This window comes from Flavobacterium johnsoniae, assembly GCF_030388325.1.
In the GTDB taxonomy this organism is placed as follows: Bacteria; Bacteroidota; Bacteroidia; order Flavobacteriales; family Flavobacteriaceae; genus Flavobacterium; species Flavobacterium johnsoniae_C.
Map to the genome: position 1 here is coordinate 1,593,817 of NZ_CP103794.1, position 15,965 is coordinate 1,609,781.

The following is a 15,965-nucleotide window of genomic DNA, read 5'->3' on the forward strand; positions in this document are numbered from 1 at the left end:
TGGTTTTTGGTTGATAGATTTGAACTCAAAGTGCCATCAACCAACAACTATTAACGAACAAATAAAATGGAATACAGTAAATTGGATGTATGGCTGGAAGCAAGGAAGTTGGTGAATTTATTGTATGATTTTTCCAAATTGTTTCCAAAAGAAGAATTATTTGGATTGACAAATCAGATGAGAAGAGCTGCTGTTTCAATACCTTCAAATATAGCAGAAGGTTGTGGAAGACAAACATCAAAAGAAACAATACATTTTCTTCATATTTCAAGAGGATCGCTATATGAATTGGAAACTCAATTTTATTTGGCTTTTGATCAAAAATATATCGAAGAAAATAATTTTAACATCGCACTTGCACAGATTGAAATCTGCAAGAAGTTATTAAACGGATTTATTAATTATTATAAAAAAATAATGTAGTTGAAGTTGTGATTGTAAAGTTCCACAAGAACCATCAACCATCAACCATCAACCATCAACCATCAACCAAAAATAAATGAAAGTAACAGAACATATAGAAAACGCCAAAGGAAAAACATTATTCTCATTTGAAATTATTCCGCCTCAAAAGGGGAAAAGCATTCAGGAATTATACGATAATATTGATCCGTTGATGGAGTTTAAACCACCATTTATTGATGTTACAACTTCTCGTGAAGAGTATATTTACATTGATCGCGGTAACGGACTTTTGGACAAAAAACTGACTCGTATGCGTCCGGGAACGCTTGGAATTTGCGCTTCTATAAAACATAAATACAATGTAGATACGGTTCCGCATTTGCTTTGCGGTGGTTTTACACAAGAAGAAACCGAATATATGCTGGTTGATTGTCATTATTTAGGAATAAACAATGTTATGGCGCTCCGTGGTGATGCGATGAAAGACGAACAATCTTTTGTGCCTAAAGCGGGTGGAAATCATTATGCAATTGATTTGGTTCGCCAAATTAATGATCTAAATTGCGGAAAATATCTTCACGAGGTAATGGATGTTGACAATAAAGCTGACTTCTGTATTGGTGTTGCGGGTTATCCAGAAAAACACTTAGAATCACCATCTTTACAATCAGATTTAAAAAGGCTAAAAGAAAAGGTAGATGCAGGAGCTGATTATGTAGTAACGCAAATGTTTTTTGACAATGCTAAATATTTTGCTTTTGTAGAAAAAGCAAGAGAAATGGGAATCACAATTCCTATTATTCCTGGAATTAAACCAATTGCAGTTCAAAGACATTTACAAGTTTTACCACAAATTTTCAGAATCGATCTTCCAGAAGATTTAATCGATGCGGTAGATAAATGCAAAAATAATGCTGAAATCAAACAAGTCGGAATTGAGTGGGCGATTCAGCAATCATTAGAATTAAAAGCCGCTGGAGTTCCGTTTTTACACTATTATTCAATGGGTAAATCTGAGAACATCCGCCAGATTGCAAGTCAGGTTTTTTAAGGTTTGACAAAGTTGATCGAGTACAGTTTGTCATTCCGAGGAACGAGGAATCTCCGCAAGTAGATCTATCCAGTGAATCGCCAATCTTTGTCGAGTTTCTCGTGGAGATTCCTCGTTCCTCGGAATGACAAAACAAGCGTTAGTTGGGATCCGAACCAAGTGACAACAAATTGCTGAAGGATTTTGTTTAATTTAGATACTTAAATTTTCGAGTCATGAAACAAGAAGAATTACAAGCCATAGCCTCTCAATTAAAACATCCATCGGGAGAAAAAGGAATCGAAATGGCCAATATGATGAACGAAACGAACATCAATATGACCAAACATTCGATTCAGAATCTAAATATTTCAAACGAAAATAGAATTCTGGAACTTGGACATGGCAATGCTGGTCACGTTGAATTTTTGTTTGAACTTGCTAAAGACATAAAATACTACGGACTCGAAATGTCTGAATTGATGTTTCAGGAAGCGCGCCAAATCAACCGAAATTTTGTTTCTCAAAAACAAGCTTTCTTTTCACTTTATGACGGAAATACTATTCCGTTTGAAGCTGAATTATTTGATAAAATATTTACAGTAAATACGATTTATTTCTGGGAAAAACCAGAAGAATTACTTTCGGAAATGTACAGGGTTTTAAAACCAAACGGAAATTTCTGTTTGACATTTGCTGAAGAAGATTTTATGAAGAAACTTCCGTTTACGCAATTCGAATTTGAATTATATAGTACTGAAAAAGCGCAGGAATTAATCAAAAAATCAAATTTTAAAATCGTTTACACTGAAACACAAACCGAAAAAGTAAAAAGCAAAACTGGAGAATTAGTCGACAGAGCTTTTACAACTATTGTTCTGGAGAAGTAGTTGAAATTTTTAAACACATAGAAATATAGATTTTTTTTAATTTAGTTGAGAAGAATTAAAAGAAAAATACATTTTTCACACATAGCTATGTTTGTTTAAATAAGTGAAACGCCTTTATAGACAAAGAGAACTATGTTTCTATGTATTAAAAAAATAAAGGTTGCTGAATTCTAAATCCTTATATCCTTATGGAAGTTAAAAAAATCAATTTTTTGCAGAGTTACAGCAGTATTTTATGGCTTCTTGGCGGTATTATAATCGGAAGTATTTTCGGATTGGTATTTGGTGAAGATGTTTTGATCATAAAACCGCTTGGCGATATATTTCTAAATTTACTTTTCACTGCGATTATTCCACTTATATTTTTTACAATTGGTTCTTCGATTGCGAATCTTGAACGAACAGAAAAATTAGGAAAATTGTTTATCATAATGATTTTGGTTTTTCTTGCTACGATTTTGATTTCGGCAATTGTAATGATTTTTGCCGTTTATCTTTTTCCAATTCATGAAAATATAGCGATTGTCAAAGTTCCGTTTGAAAACGTCGAATCGGGATCAGCCGGAGATCAAATTGCAAAACTGCTTACTGCCAATGATTTCTTCGAATTATTGTCACGAAAAAGTATGCTGGCGCTGATTATTTTTTCTTTTTTAGTCGGTTTTGCAACCTTGCAATCGGGAGAAAAAGGAAAAGCATTTAAGAGTTTTCTGGATTCAGGAAACGAAGTCATGAAACAGCTTTTGAACATCATCATGAAATCTGCACCAATTGGTTTAGGAGCTTATTTTGCTTATCAAGTTGGAGTTTTTGGACCGCAATTGTTGGGAGTTTATGCAAAACCTATGGCGGTTTATTATGCAGCTTGTATCTTTTACTTCTTTGTATTTTTCAGTTTGTATGCGTTTGTTGCTGGCGGTAAAAGAGCTTTTAAGGTTTTTTGGAGCAATAATATAACTCCTTCTTTAACCGCAGTAGGAACTTGCAGCAGTATTGCCACTATACCAGCCAATCTAGATGCGGCAGAGAAAATGGGAATCCCTAGTCACGTCCGGAATTTAGTAATTCCGCTTGGAGCGCCTTTGCACAAAGACGGTTCGAGTATGTCATCCATTTTAAAAATAACTTTTTTGTTTGCCATGTTTGGGAAAGATTTTTCAGATCCGATGACCATTCTTTTAGCACTCGGAATTACAGTTGTCGTTTCTATTGTTGAAGGTGGAATTCCGAACGGAGGTTATATTGGCGAAATTTTGGCTATAACAGTTTACGGTTTCCCGATGGAACAAGCTTTGCCTGTTGCCATGATTTTAGGAACTCTCGTTGATCCAATTGCTACTTTATTAAATGCCAATGGCGATGTAATTTGTTCCATGATGGTTTCGAGATTTTCGGAGAAAACAAAGTGGTAACGTCCTTTTAAAAATACAAATTCTTACTAATCTTTTTCTTCTGCGCAATCTGTGCTACATAAATAATACGATAAACTTATGAACTCAATACTACAAAACGATCTCAATAATTTCGAAAATATTTTAGATAAAACAAAAGAAACAGGAATTGATTTTCTGAATAATCTGCAAGAGATTCCAACCTCAAATAAATATTCTATAGATCCTCAAAAAGAATTAAACGAACTTGGATTGGGTTCATTGGGAGCTTTAGAAGAATTCAATCAAAGATTAGCGCCTTTAATGGTGGCTTCACCTGGTCCAAGATATTGGGGATTTGTAACAGGCGGTTCTACTCCTGCATCAATTGTTGGAGATTGGCTGGCTGCGGTTTACGATCAAAATCCGCAAGCTTTGAGTGCGCAAGGAGGCGTGTCTGCATTAATAGAAACAGAAACGATTAATCTTCTTTTAGAACTTTTAGATTTGCCGAATGACTTTTCTGGCGGATTTGTGACAGGCGCAACCATGTCTAATTTTACGAATTTGGGCGTGGCAAGGCAATGGTTTGGAGCGCAATTTGGTAAAGATTTTGCCAAACACGGAATTTCAGAAAAAATCAATATTCTAACCGCAACTCCGCATTCTTCTTCTATAAAATCCCTCTCAATGCTTGGAGTTGGAAGCCAGAATTATACTTTAATAAAAACTACTGAAGGCAATAGAGAAGCGATTGATATTGCTGATTTAGAAAATAATATTGCCAGTTTAAATGGAAAACCTTTCATATTGATTTCGAGTGCAGGAACTGTAAATACAGCCGATTTTGATGACTTTGAAGCCATTTCAGAATTGAGGAAAAAATATAAATTCTGGTGGCACATTGATGCTGCATTTGGCGGATTTGCTGCAGTTTCAGAAAAATATAAACATTTAGTTGAAGGTTGGGAAGACGCAGACAGTATTACAATTGATTGTCATAAATGGCTGAATGTACCTTACGAAAGCGCTTTCTATCTAATTAAAAAAGAACATATTAATCTACAAATAGAAACATTTCAAAATTCGAACGCACCATATTTAGGAAATCCGTTGGAGAATTTTAATTATTTGAATGTTCTTCCTGAAAATTCACGACGTTTACGTGCATTGCCTGCTTGGTTTTCGCTTAAAGCGTATGGAAAAGAAGGTTACAGGGATATAGTAGAAAATAGTGTTTCACTTGCGTTACATTTTGCCAATGCGTTAATCGAAAAAGAACATTTTGAATTACTGGCTCCAATACGTCTTAACAATGTTTGTTTTACTTTGAAAGGAATTCAAAATCAAGAAAAGGTTTCTCAATTTTTAACCAAATTAAATGATGGAGGAAAAGTATTTATGACACCAACTGTATATCAAAACCGAAAAGGAATTAGAGCCTCTTTTGTAAGTTGGCGAACAAGTGAGGAAGATATTAAAATTGTAATTGAAGAAATGATTGAAGTTTTTAAGGAACTATAATTGTCTAAAAACAGAAGAGCCTGTTTGAAGGAACAGGCTCTTGACTAACACAAAAAAAAACAAAAAACAAGGTATTTAAAGAACGAATTTTAAATGCGGTATGTAAATGCAATTGTCGCAATACGATTGTCTAGATCATATTTTTTGTCTATACCCGTTTGCGCAACGACAGATTTAATGTAAAAATTATTAGTATTGAAAACGTCAGTAAAATTTAATTTGATGTTTCCTTTTTTGGCTAAAACTTGTTTTGAAATTCCGATGCTGAAATCAAAGAAACCGTCTCTTTGGTAAACGCCAAGATTAGATTTAGATTGATATTGAGCATTTCCTTCCGCTTTCCAAGTTTCAGTTATTGTAAACGAGTTTTGAATGCTTAGATTTAAAGTCATAATCGGATCTATGGTATTGCTGTTTAAAACATTCCCTATAAATTTATTTTCAAAAACATTGAATAACGTATTCACAGACCACCATTTATAAAACTCGGTCGTATTCGTAATATTGATTCCGTAATTGTATGATTTGTCAACATTTATCTGGGTTGTAACAGTCGTATTTGTGTCTGGATTATAATTGTACACTTCCGTGAAAACATCTTTGGTACTGTTGAAATAAACAGAAGCCATAAAATTACTTTTCCAAGCGTAACCAATTTCCATGGCGTGCGTAATCTCTGGAATCAAGTTCGGATTTCCCTGTGAATAATTGAATGAATCATCATAAAAACGAAACGGATTCAGATCAAACTGGCTCGGTCTATTAATTCTTTTGCTGTAAGAAGCATACGCCGAATGGCTATTTGTGAATTCATATTTTAAAGAAAGACTCGGAAACCATTTCAAATAGTCATCTTTATGTTCTTCATTCAACGTTTTCTGATCGATATTGATAGCAGTATATTCAGTTCTTAAACCAGCCTGAATATTCAATTTTTCTAGCTGATATTTATAGTTTACGTAAGTAGCGTAAATCTGTTCGTTGTATTCAAAATGATTGGTCGAATTAAAATCGATTAACCATTGATTGTTTTCATAATATTCGTAAACAGAAGGATTATCATTGTTTTTGATACTCGCTTTTAAACCATATTCTAGAGATTGTTTTTCTTTAAAAGGATTTACAAAATCGACTTTTCCTGTAAAAACTTTTAGTTGAGAAGGAATATAACCGCGACGGTCATTTACAACAGTTGAATTTGCTGTATTGTCTGCACTTTGAAACTGATTCGATCTAAATTTTGATGTTTCATATTCAAAGTCAAAAGCCATATTTTTTCCTTCTTCATTAAATTTATGAGTTCCAGAAAAAGCATATGTATAATCATTCCATTTTTCTTTACTGTCATTATAAGTCACAGCATCAAAAATGGGTTGATTTGCCGTGTTTATGACTATATTTGTTCCGTCAGCCATATTTTCGTATCGACCAATTTTGGCGTCAACATAGAATTCCAAATTTGTTTTTGGCGACACTTCATATTGTGTTCCAATTTTGAAATTATTAGAAGTTAAAGGCTCGTCGGTTATTGAAGTCTGATGGTTTTTTGAAGCAATTTCCTGGCGCGTCTGATCGGTATATTGAATTTGATTGAATTCTTTTTTCTCTTCTTCACCACGAAACGTATAGCTATAATTTCCAAAAAATCCCCATTTGTCTTTGTTGTAATTTAAGTTGAAACCAGAATTCGTTCTATTTTTTCTGCCTCTTCCATAACTTGTAAAAGCTGTACCTTTTAAGCCAGAAGCATTTGGTTTTTTAAGGATAATATTGATAATTCCGGCTTTTCCTGCCGCGTCATATTTAGAAGAAGGATTTGTAATTACTTCAATTTGTTTAATATTAGATGAAGTTGTAGCTTTTAGATAATTTGCTAATTCTTTTTGAGAAAGCTGCGTCAGTTTTCCGTTTATCATCACGGCAACACCTTGCTGTCCGCGAATAGATAAATCGCCATCTTGAGATACAACAACGCCAGGTGCGCGCGATAAAACATCAAGTGCAGTTCCGCCTTCAGAAACAATGCTGTTTTCGACATTGAAAACAAGACGATCCGATTTTTGAGTATAAAGCACTTTCTTTTTACTAATCACAATTTCATCTAAAGCTGTCATAGTTTCTACAATACTATCAGTTTCTTTTTCTGTTTGAGAAAATCCATAAACCGAAAAAGCAAGCATTATGGAGGTTATAATATTTTTCATGTTGTTTTAATTTGGCAGACTCTAAATCGATATTCAGACTCTAAATCTTGGTATTTTTTTAATTAGAATTTATTGCAATACAATCTGTTCTAATTTTTCGGAAAACCTTTTTTGAAGATTTATTGCTTGATTTAAGACAACAGAAATAGTTTTTTTGAGGGTTTGGAGTGTAAGTAACATACCGTGGCATTTATAATTTGATTTGCCAAAGATAACACTATTTATAACAAGTCTAAATAAAAATAGTAATTATTTTTTACCAGAAACCTTTAATGTGTTGATTTGTAGATAAAAGAAATAAAAAAGCGGTCTGTTTTAATTTAAAACAAACCGCTTTTTTAACTGAAAACTGTTACTGAAAACTAAAAACTTACTTAGTAATTTCTCTAAAAACAGCCTCTAGATTTTTGTTTTTCTGATTCAGTTGTAATGTTTTTAAGCCATTTTCGTTGGCAAAGTCAAAAATAGCAGGACGCATATCTTTATCGGTAACAAAAGTTAGTTCCCAAGTCATGTCATGCGTATTTTTATACGAAGAAATATTTTCGAGTTTCGCCAAAAGCTGTTCTTCAACTTTGTAATCAAACTCAACTTCAATAACTTGCTCTTTATTTGCAGTTACTAAATGATCTAATTTATTGTCTGCAACAATTTGTCCTTTGTCAATAATTATGACACGATCGCAAATGGCTTCGACTTCTTGCATAATGTGTGTAGATAAAAAAACAGTTTTGTCTTTTCCTGCATTTTTAATCACATTACGAATTTCCATTAACTGATTCGGATCCATACCTGTAGTTGGTTCGTCTAAAATTAAAACATCTGGATTATGCAATAAAGCATTTGCCAATCCAACACGTTGGCGGTAACCTTTAGAAAGCTGACCAATCTTTTTATGGCTTTCTGGTGTCAGTCCTGTCAGTTCAATTACCTCTTCAATTCTAGATTTTGATACGTTGTAAACATCTGCATTAAAAGCCAAATATTCACGAACATACAAATCCAAATACAACGGATTATGTTCTGGCAAATAACCAATCGAACGCTGAACTGCTTTTGTATCCGTCATGACATCGTGACTGTTTACGAGGGCTGAGCCTTCATCTGCCAATAAATAAGTAGTCAAAATTTTCATTAAAGTAGATTTTCCAGCTCCGTTTGGACCTAAAAATCCAACAATTTCTCCTTTTTGAATTGAGAACGAAATTGAATTTAATGCTTTTTGCGTTCCGTAACTTTTTGATATGTTGTTTACTTCTATCGACATGGACTTTTTATTTGCTACAAAAGTAACGAGAAATAGTTTCGATTGCTACAATTTGTGTTTTAAAGTATTTATAAAAAAAATCAAAACGTCCAGAGTTCACGGCATTGTTGTTGTTAATGGAATGCTAAAATTAAAATAACCCAAATCATGAAAAAAATTTTAGTGATGGCTGCCCTAGCTATCTGCAGTTTTGCAAACGCACAAAAAGGAACAATCTTAGTTGGTGGAAACATCGGTTACACTTCTGAAAAATCAGAATTCAGATTTAGTGAAGATAAAGCAAGTACTTTTACTTTTTCTCCTAAAGTAGGTTACCAATTCCACGAAAACTGGACAGTTGGAGGAGAATTTTCATTAAGCACATCTGATATTGATAATGCAGATATAAACCGTAAAGATAATAGATTTAGAACTGGAGCTTTTGTTCGTTACACAAAACCATTAAGCCAAACTTTTTCTGTTTTTGCAGATATGGGAGCTGGTTTCCAAACTGAAAAAAATAAAATTTATGCTAATAATGGAAACAGTTATGTAAGATATAAAGGAAACGGAGCTTATGTAGATGTAACTCCAGCTCTTTTCATCAATATGAAAAAAGGTTTTGGTCTTAACTTCAGTATTGGTGGTTTAGGATACGAAACATTAAGTTTTGATGACAATGGAGAAGATTACAGTAATTTCTATTTTAACTTCGGTAAAACTTTCAATATCGGAATTTCTAAAAATTTCTAATCTTACAGTTTTATATATTCAATTTCAGAAAAGCATTCGCCGCGGCGGATGTTTTTTTTTGTTTTAGCAACATTATTTTGTCAATTTCTTAATTTTCTATTCTATTAAAGATATCTATATTTAATTAATTGTTAAGAAATATATTACGATAGAGCAATGGTATTTTTATTGTTGTTTGTATGTGAAATCTTAATAAACATCACATATGAAAAAAATGCTACTTCTTCTTGCATTGTCAGTATTTGGCTTTGCAAATGCCCAAAAGGGAACAATCTTAGTTGGTGGAAACATTGGTTATACTTCTCAAACTGCGGAACGTAAATCTTTAGGTTTTAAAACTAAAGAAACCGTATTTGAATTTTCTCCAAGAGTGGGGTATCAGTTTCATGAAAACTGGACAGCTGGAGCTGAATTTACAGTTTCTTCTTCAAAGAATACTAATGATCTTGGTGAATCTAAATTTAATGGTTTTAAAGCAGGTGCATTTGTACGTTACACCGTTCCATTAAATGAAACTTTTGCTTTTTTTGCTGATTTAGGAGCAGGATTTCAAAATCAAAAAAGTAAAGATTACGAGAATGGGACACTTATGTCAGAAAGCAAAGGAGATGGCTTGTACGCTGGTGTTACACCGGCTCTATTTATCAATATGAAGAAAGGTTTTGGATTAAATTTCAGTATAGGTGGTCTAGGATATGAAACTTTAAACTATGATTTTGCTGATACAGATGTAAAATCATTTTATTTCAACTTTGGTAAAACAATTAATATCGGGATTTCTAAAAACTTTTAATTTTTAGATTTTTAATGAGTATAAAAAGCACTTCAATTTGAAGTGCTTTTTTTTGGGCTAAAGTTCTTATGAAAACTAAAAGTTCTTGTTTAGCCCCGATTGTAGCGGTATCCTTTTTCTGGTTTCTTTAACCAGGAAAAGATATAGCGGAAAGCGGGACAGAACGTCTTTTGAAATTGAAAATCTTCTGCTCCTTAAAAAAAAAAACAATGCCAACATAATGAAGCCAAAACGAATCATAACTAAAATTCGACTTCATCAGTTGGCATAAAAAACAAAAATATATCTAATAAAAATTATTAACTAACAGGATTTTCAACCGCAGCTCTCATTTCCTGAGCGGCATTCACCATTTCGATTAAGGCTTTTTTGGTTTCATCCCAATGACGGGTTTTTAAACCGCAATCTGGATTTACCCAAAGTTGATCTACGGGAATTACAGCCGAAGCTTTTTCTAATAAACGAACCATTTCTGTACTCGAAGGCACGCGCGGAGAGTGAATATCGTAGACTCCAGGACCAATTTCGTTTGGATATTTAAAGTTGGCAAAAGCGTCTAAAAGTTCCATTTGCGAACGCGAACATTCGATTGTAATTACATCGGCATCCATGTCGGCGATGTTTTGAATAATGTCGTTAAACTCGCTGTAACACATATGGGTGTGAATCTGCGTATCATCGTTTACACCGCTTGCCGAAATTCTAAATGCTTTTACAGCCCAGTCTAAATATTTCGCCCATTCTTCTTTTCTTAACGGAAGACCTTCACGAATTGCTGGTTCATCGATTTGGATAATTTTGATTCCCGCTTTTTCTAAGTCCACAACTTCATCACGAATGGCCAAAGCGATTTGCGTGCAAGTTTCAGAACGCGGTTGGTCGTTACGAACAAATGACCATTGTAGAATTGTTACAGGCCCAGTCAACATTCCTTTTACCCATTTTGGAGTTAGAGATTGTGCGTATTCTGACCATTTTACCGTCATCGGATTTGGACGAGAAACGTCACCGTAAATAACTGGCGGTTTCACACAACGGCTTCCATAACTCTGAACCCAACCGCTTTTAGTAAATGTAAATCCAGCTAATTGTTCGCCGAAATATTCGACCATGTCGTTTCTTTCGAATTCTCCGTGAACCAAAACGTCAATTCCTGTTTCTTCTTGAAAACGAATTGTAGCTTCGGTTTCTTTTTCGATTAAATCATTATATTCTTCAACTGTTAATTCGCCTTTTTTGAATTTCGCTCTCCAACTTCTCACTTCTGCTGTTTGAGGAAAAGATCCAATTGTTGTGGTCGGAAATAATGGTAATTTTAAAGCTTCTATCTGGCTTTGTCTTCTTGTTGCAAAAGTGCTTTTACGTTTGTCATCAGAAGCTGTAATTCCTGCCACACGTGCTTTTACTTCATTATTATGAATTAGTTTTGAAGTTTTACGGTTTTCATTTGCAATAACGTTTCTTTCGTAATCGACAGAATTTTTTACGTCAACTTCGTTTGAAGCGAATTGTTTTAAAAGAACAATTTCGCTGATTTTTTGTTTTGCAAAAGCCAGCCATTGTTTGATTTCTGGCGTCAAAGTCTGATCGTTTGTTTCTAAATCTAAATCGCAGGGACTATGAATTAAAGAACAAGACGGAGCAACTAAAATTCTATTTTCGCCTAAAGCATCAGTTGCTTTTTTAATTACTTCCAAAGATTTTTTGAAATCATTTTTCCAGATATTTCTTCCGTCAACAACTCCAAGAGAAAGATTTACGTTTGAAGCCAATTTTCCAGATTCTAAAATATCATCTAATTGAAGCGGGCAACGAACTAAATCTAAATGGAAAGTATCAACTGGCAAAGCCAAAGCCGTTTCAAGATTTTCTCCGAAACAATCAAAATAATTCGCTAAAACAATTTTAAGTTTTGGAAAACGAGCGTTGATTTCGTTATACACTTTCGTGAAAGCGCCTCTTTCTTTATCAGTTAAATTTAAAGCTAAGAAAGGTTCGTCTAGCTGAATATATTCGGCATTTTCAGCTTGTAATTTTTCTAGAATTTCTAAATAAACTGGAAGTAAAGCATCTAAAAGATCAATTCTGTTAAAACCTTCTTCTTTCTCTTTTCCTAACAATAAATAAGAAACAGGTCCGATAAGAACAGGTTTCGTTTTAATTCCTAAAGCATTTGCTTCTTTAAATTCGTTGATTATTTTTTCAGAAAACAATTCAAACTTTTGATTCTTAGTAAACTCAGGAACAATATAATGGTAATTGGTATCAAACCACTTTGTCATTTCCATTGCCACAACATCTTGACCGTTTTTTTGAGATCCTCGTGCCATAGCAAAATACAAATCTAAAGAAGAATTTGTTTTTGCTAATTCATGATAACGTTGCGGAATTGCGCCAACAGAAAGAGTCAAATCTAAAACCTGATCGTAAAAAGAAAAATCGTTAGAAGGAATTAAATCTACACCAGCTTCTAATTGCAAATGCCAGTTTTTGCTTCTAATTTCTTTTCCAACTGCGATAAGTTCGTCTGCCGAAATTTTCCCAGCCCAATATAATTCAGATGCTTTTTTAAGTTCTCTATTGCTGCCAATTCTTGGGTAACCTAAGTTGTTTGTTTTCATTTTTGATTCAGTATTTTTTACTGAACAAATTTACGTTCTTGGTTTTTATAACTTATATTTGTGCTTTATTTCAGTAAAATGTGTTTTGAAATATTTTTTTAAAAGATTTTATTACTGTAAAATTGTTTTTAATGAACCTTTAGCCGTAAAAAAAACTATGGAGAATCTAGATAAAACCGATTTATTGATCTTAAAACACCTTCAAGAAAACTCTAATATCAATACAAAAGACTTGGCAAGTAAATTATTTTTGACTGTTACGCCAGTTTACGAACGAATTAAAAGGTTGGAAAGAGATGGATATATTACCAAATATGTTGCGCTTTTAGATAAGAAAAAAATGAATCGGGGCATGACCGTTTTCTGTAACGTACGTTTAAAAGAGCATGCTAAAAATGTTGGAAGCAATTTTGTAAAAGATATTGTGGCGCTTCCAGAAATTATAGAATGTTACAACATTGCTGGCGATTACGATTTTATGCTGAAGATTTTGGTTCAAGATATGGAGAGTTATCAGGATTTTGTAATGAACAAATTATCGACAATTGAAAACATCGGAAATACCAATAGTATTTTTGTGATGGGAGAAATTAAACATAGTACTGCTTTGGAGTTTTAAAGCGAAAGAAAATCCTAAAATAAAATGTATTTTTGAAGTCTAAACCAAGATTTAGATCAGCATTCTAAAATCTTTAATCAACAATCTAAAATCAAATGAACTGGGAACAACTTTTATCATTAAAACGTCAGGGAGATACAAGCAAAAGATTACGCGTAGAACAAGATGATACTCGTTTAGGTTTTGAGGTAGATTATGACCGAATTATCTTTTCTTCGGCTTTTAGAAGTTTACAGGATAAAACACAAGTTATTCCGCTTTCTAAAACAGATTTCGTTCATACGCGCTTAACGCACAGTCTGGAAGTTTCTGTAGTTGGGCGTTCGCTGGGACGTTTGGTTGGAAAAAAAATCATTGAAAAATATCCTTATCTGCAAGAAGTTCACGGCTATCAAATGAATGATTTTGGTGCAATTGTAGCAGCCGCTTCTTTGGCGCATGATATTGGAAATCCGCCTTTTGGGCATTCTGGTGAAAAAGCAATTGGAGAATATTTTTCTATTGGAAATGGACAGAAATTTAAAAATCAGCTTACAGATAAACAATGGCAAGATTTAATTGATTTTGAAGGAAATGCAAACGGATTTTCAGTTCTAACAGGAAGTCGTCCAGGAATTGAAGGCGGACTTCGTATTTCGTATGCTACTTTGGGCGCTTTTATGAAATATCCAAAAGAAAGTCTTCCTAAGAAACCAACAAATAATATTTCTGATAAAAAATACGGTTTCTTTCAGTCGGATAAATTATTTTTTGAAGAAGTAGCAAAAGATATGGGAATGATTGCCAATAAGTCTGGTGATGATATTGGTTTTGAAAGGCATCCATTGGCTTATCTTGTAGAAGCCGCAGATGATATTTGCTATACAATTATAGATTTTGAAGACGGAATAAATTTAGGTTTGGTTTCTGAAGATTATGCTTTAGAATATTTAATTAAACTGGTAAAAGACAATATTGGTGTTGCAAAATATAAAACATTAGAAACTAAAGAAGATAGAATTAGTTATTTGCGCGCACTTGCAATTGGTTCTTTAATTAATGATGCGGTTGATGTTTTTATTGAAAATGAAGAAGCTATTCTTGCTGGAAATTTCCCGTATGCTTTAACAGATAAAAGTAAATACAAAGCTCAGATGAATGACATCATCAAATTAAGTGTTGAAAAAATCTATCAAAGCCGAGAAGTGATCGAAAAAGAAATTGTTGGTTATCAGATTATTCAAACTTTATTGGATAAATTCATAACAGCATTCAATAATAAATATGAAGGAACTGCTTCTAATTATGATAAATTGATTTTGAAAATGTTGCCAGAAAAGCACCATTTAGATAAAGGGAATTTGTACGAGAGATTATTGCATATTTGTCATTATGTTTCTTTGCTAACTGATGGAAATGCGCTAGAATTGTACGAAACGATTCAGGGACAAAAAAAGCGCTAATTACTTTTGTCTGAAAAAAAAGCTTCTTTTAGAATAATCTGAAAGAAGCTTTTTTTATTTCTTATTTGAAGGCGTAAACTAAACCAACTCCAAGTACTTGTCTTAACTGCATTCTTGGTCCGTCATTAACTTGAGTTTTGGTTCCTGTAGTCGGATCAACAACATCTTTTTTGGTTTTAATATCATCATCATAAATTAAATGAACTCCGATATTAGCCTTTACATAAGCATTAACTACAAGATCTAATCGTGTGTCATAATCAATATCGACATTTCCGAATTTATTCAAATAGTCAGTATATAAACTCAATCTGTTTTCGTAAAAAACGTTTTTGTAGATTTCATTTTTCATGTAAGCTGTAAAAAGTATACCGAATTCGGCTTTTACTTTCTGACCTTCTTCAATTAATATTTGCTGTGTTGGATCTAGCGGATCTGGCGCATAAACCGCCTTTTTAACCCCGAAAGAACCTTGATTTGCAAGATATTGATCTAATACTAAAGTTGTTTTTAACGTAATAGGAGAGAAATAGAAAACTCTGTTTTTGGCTTTATTAGCATTCTCAGCTCCAGCTCCCAGAAAGATATAAGCTGGTGCAAAAGGTTTAGAGATGGCAACATCTCTGTTTGGGTAATTATAACCGTTTGTAAATTGCGTATTGAAATTTAATTTTGAAGAGTAATACCAGTTTGATGCCGTGTCTTTTCTAAACCCGTAAGTCGAGTTAAACTGAAGAGCGTCGTCGGTTTTCCTTAATTCAGTTCCGTCTTGTTTGTTTAGACCATATTTTACAATAAGCTCGTTAACCCATTTATGATTTTTCTTAGCATAAGTTCTTCCAAATTCGCCTTTAAATAAACCAGAGATAGAACTTGTTCCCCCGGCACTCCAATTCACAAATGCGATTTCAGAAATATCAAAACCTAATTGATTCTTTTTAGACCAATTCGATGGCGGTTTAGGCGCTTGATTTGGACTTAAAGTAGTTTGTATAATTTGGGCGAAAATAGTAGAGGTGCTTAGCAGTAAAAATAATAAAAGGGTTGAACGTAATAATTTCATTTGGT

Annotated in this window: 13 protein-coding genes; 9 read left to right on the forward strand and 4 right to left on the reverse strand. The window is 33.4% G+C overall.

From position 1 onward, the window contains the following. The first annotated feature begins 66 nt into the window (after window positions 1-66). The 5 genes from NYQ10_RS07090 (at window position 67) to NYQ10_RS07110 (ending at window position 5,219) form a co-directional block, all read left to right on the forward strand. On the forward strand, window positions 67-423 hold the full coding sequence (locus NYQ10_RS07090; RefSeq protein WP_289879512.1) for a four helix bundle protein: 357 nt from the start codon (window positions 67-69) through the stop codon (window positions 421-423). A gap of 76 nt (window positions 424-499) precedes the next feature. Continuing rightward, window positions 500-1,456: a methylenetetrahydrofolate reductase [NAD(P)H] gene (metF, locus tag NYQ10_RS07095; RefSeq protein ID WP_289879514.1), complete on the forward strand. Its 957-nt coding sequence runs from the start codon at window positions 500-502 to the stop codon at window positions 1,454-1,456. 215 nt (window positions 1,457-1,671) lie between these two features. Next, window positions 1,672-2,325 carry a class I SAM-dependent methyltransferase gene (locus NYQ10_RS07100; RefSeq protein WP_289879516.1) on the forward strand — a complete coding sequence of 218 codons (654 nt, stop codon included), beginning with the start codon at window positions 1,672-1,674 and terminating at the stop codon, window positions 2,323-2,325. A 188-nt stretch (window positions 2,326-2,513) separates the two neighbouring features. Continuing rightward, window positions 2,514-3,737, forward strand: coding sequence for a dicarboxylate/amino acid:cation symporter (locus tag NYQ10_RS07105; protein WP_289879517.1), 1,224 nt, complete (start codon window positions 2,514-2,516; stop codon window positions 3,735-3,737). A 78-nt stretch (window positions 3,738-3,815) separates the two neighbouring features. Next, window positions 3,816-5,219 (forward strand): pyridoxal phosphate-dependent decarboxylase family protein, encoded by a 1,404-nt coding sequence (locus tag NYQ10_RS07110; RefSeq protein ID WP_289879518.1) that lies wholly within the window; start codon window positions 3,816-3,818, stop codon window positions 5,217-5,219. A gap of 89 nt (window positions 5,220-5,308) precedes the next feature. Here the strand turns inward: NYQ10_RS07110 and NYQ10_RS07115 are convergent, their stop codons facing one another. Continuing rightward, window positions 5,309-7,423, reverse strand: a complete 2,115-nt coding sequence (locus NYQ10_RS07115; RefSeq protein ID WP_289879521.1) for a TonB-dependent receptor domain-containing protein — start codon at window positions 7,421-7,423, stop codon at window positions 5,309-5,311. A gap of 370 nt (window positions 7,424-7,793) precedes the next feature. After that, entirely contained in the window at window positions 7,794-8,690 is an 897-nt protein-coding gene (gldA, locus tag NYQ10_RS07120; RefSeq protein WP_289879523.1) for a gliding motility-associated ABC transporter ATP-binding subunit GldA, read from the reverse strand. Between the two features lie 147 nt (window positions 8,691-8,837). Between gldA and NYQ10_RS07125 the strand changes: the two genes are divergently transcribed. Further along, a complete protein-coding gene (locus tag NYQ10_RS07125) occupies window positions 8,838-9,422 on the forward strand; it encodes an outer membrane beta-barrel protein (protein WP_289879524.1) in 585 nt (194 codons plus the stop codon). Window positions 9,423-9,627: 205 nt separating this feature from the next. Further along, the gene (locus tag NYQ10_RS07130) at window positions 9,628-10,215 is read left to right on the forward strand and encodes an outer membrane beta-barrel protein (protein ID WP_289879526.1); all 588 of its coding nucleotides are present in this window, start codon (window positions 9,628-9,630) and stop codon (window positions 10,213-10,215) included. Between the two features lie 299 nt (window positions 10,216-10,514). Here NYQ10_RS07130 and metE read toward each other — a convergent pair whose 3' ends face one another. Continuing rightward, on the reverse strand, window positions 10,515-12,836 hold the full coding sequence (metE, locus tag NYQ10_RS07135) for a 5-methyltetrahydropteroyltriglutamate--homocysteine S-methyltransferase (protein ID WP_289879528.1): 2,322 nt from the start codon (window positions 12,834-12,836) through the stop codon (window positions 10,515-10,517). A gap of 157 nt (window positions 12,837-12,993) precedes the next feature. Here metE and NYQ10_RS07140 point away from each other — a divergent pair, with 157 nt between their 5' ends. Together NYQ10_RS07140 and NYQ10_RS07145 are read left to right on the forward strand one after the other, a co-directional pair. Then, window positions 12,994-13,455: an Lrp/AsnC family transcriptional regulator gene (locus NYQ10_RS07140; RefSeq protein WP_289879530.1), complete on the forward strand. Its 462-nt coding sequence runs from the start codon at window positions 12,994-12,996 to the stop codon at window positions 13,453-13,455. Between the two features lie 95 nt (window positions 13,456-13,550). Further along, on the forward strand, window positions 13,551-14,897 hold the full coding sequence (locus NYQ10_RS07145) for a deoxyguanosinetriphosphate triphosphohydrolase (protein WP_289879531.1): 1,347 nt from the start codon (window positions 13,551-13,553) through the stop codon (window positions 14,895-14,897). Between the two features lie 61 nt (window positions 14,898-14,958). Here NYQ10_RS07145 and NYQ10_RS07150 read toward each other — a convergent pair whose 3' ends face one another. Then, a complete protein-coding gene (locus NYQ10_RS07150; RefSeq protein ID WP_184157934.1) occupies window positions 14,959-15,960 on the reverse strand; it encodes a DUF3078 domain-containing protein in 1,002 nt (333 codons plus the stop codon). Window positions 15,961-15,965: the final 5 nt, after the last annotated feature.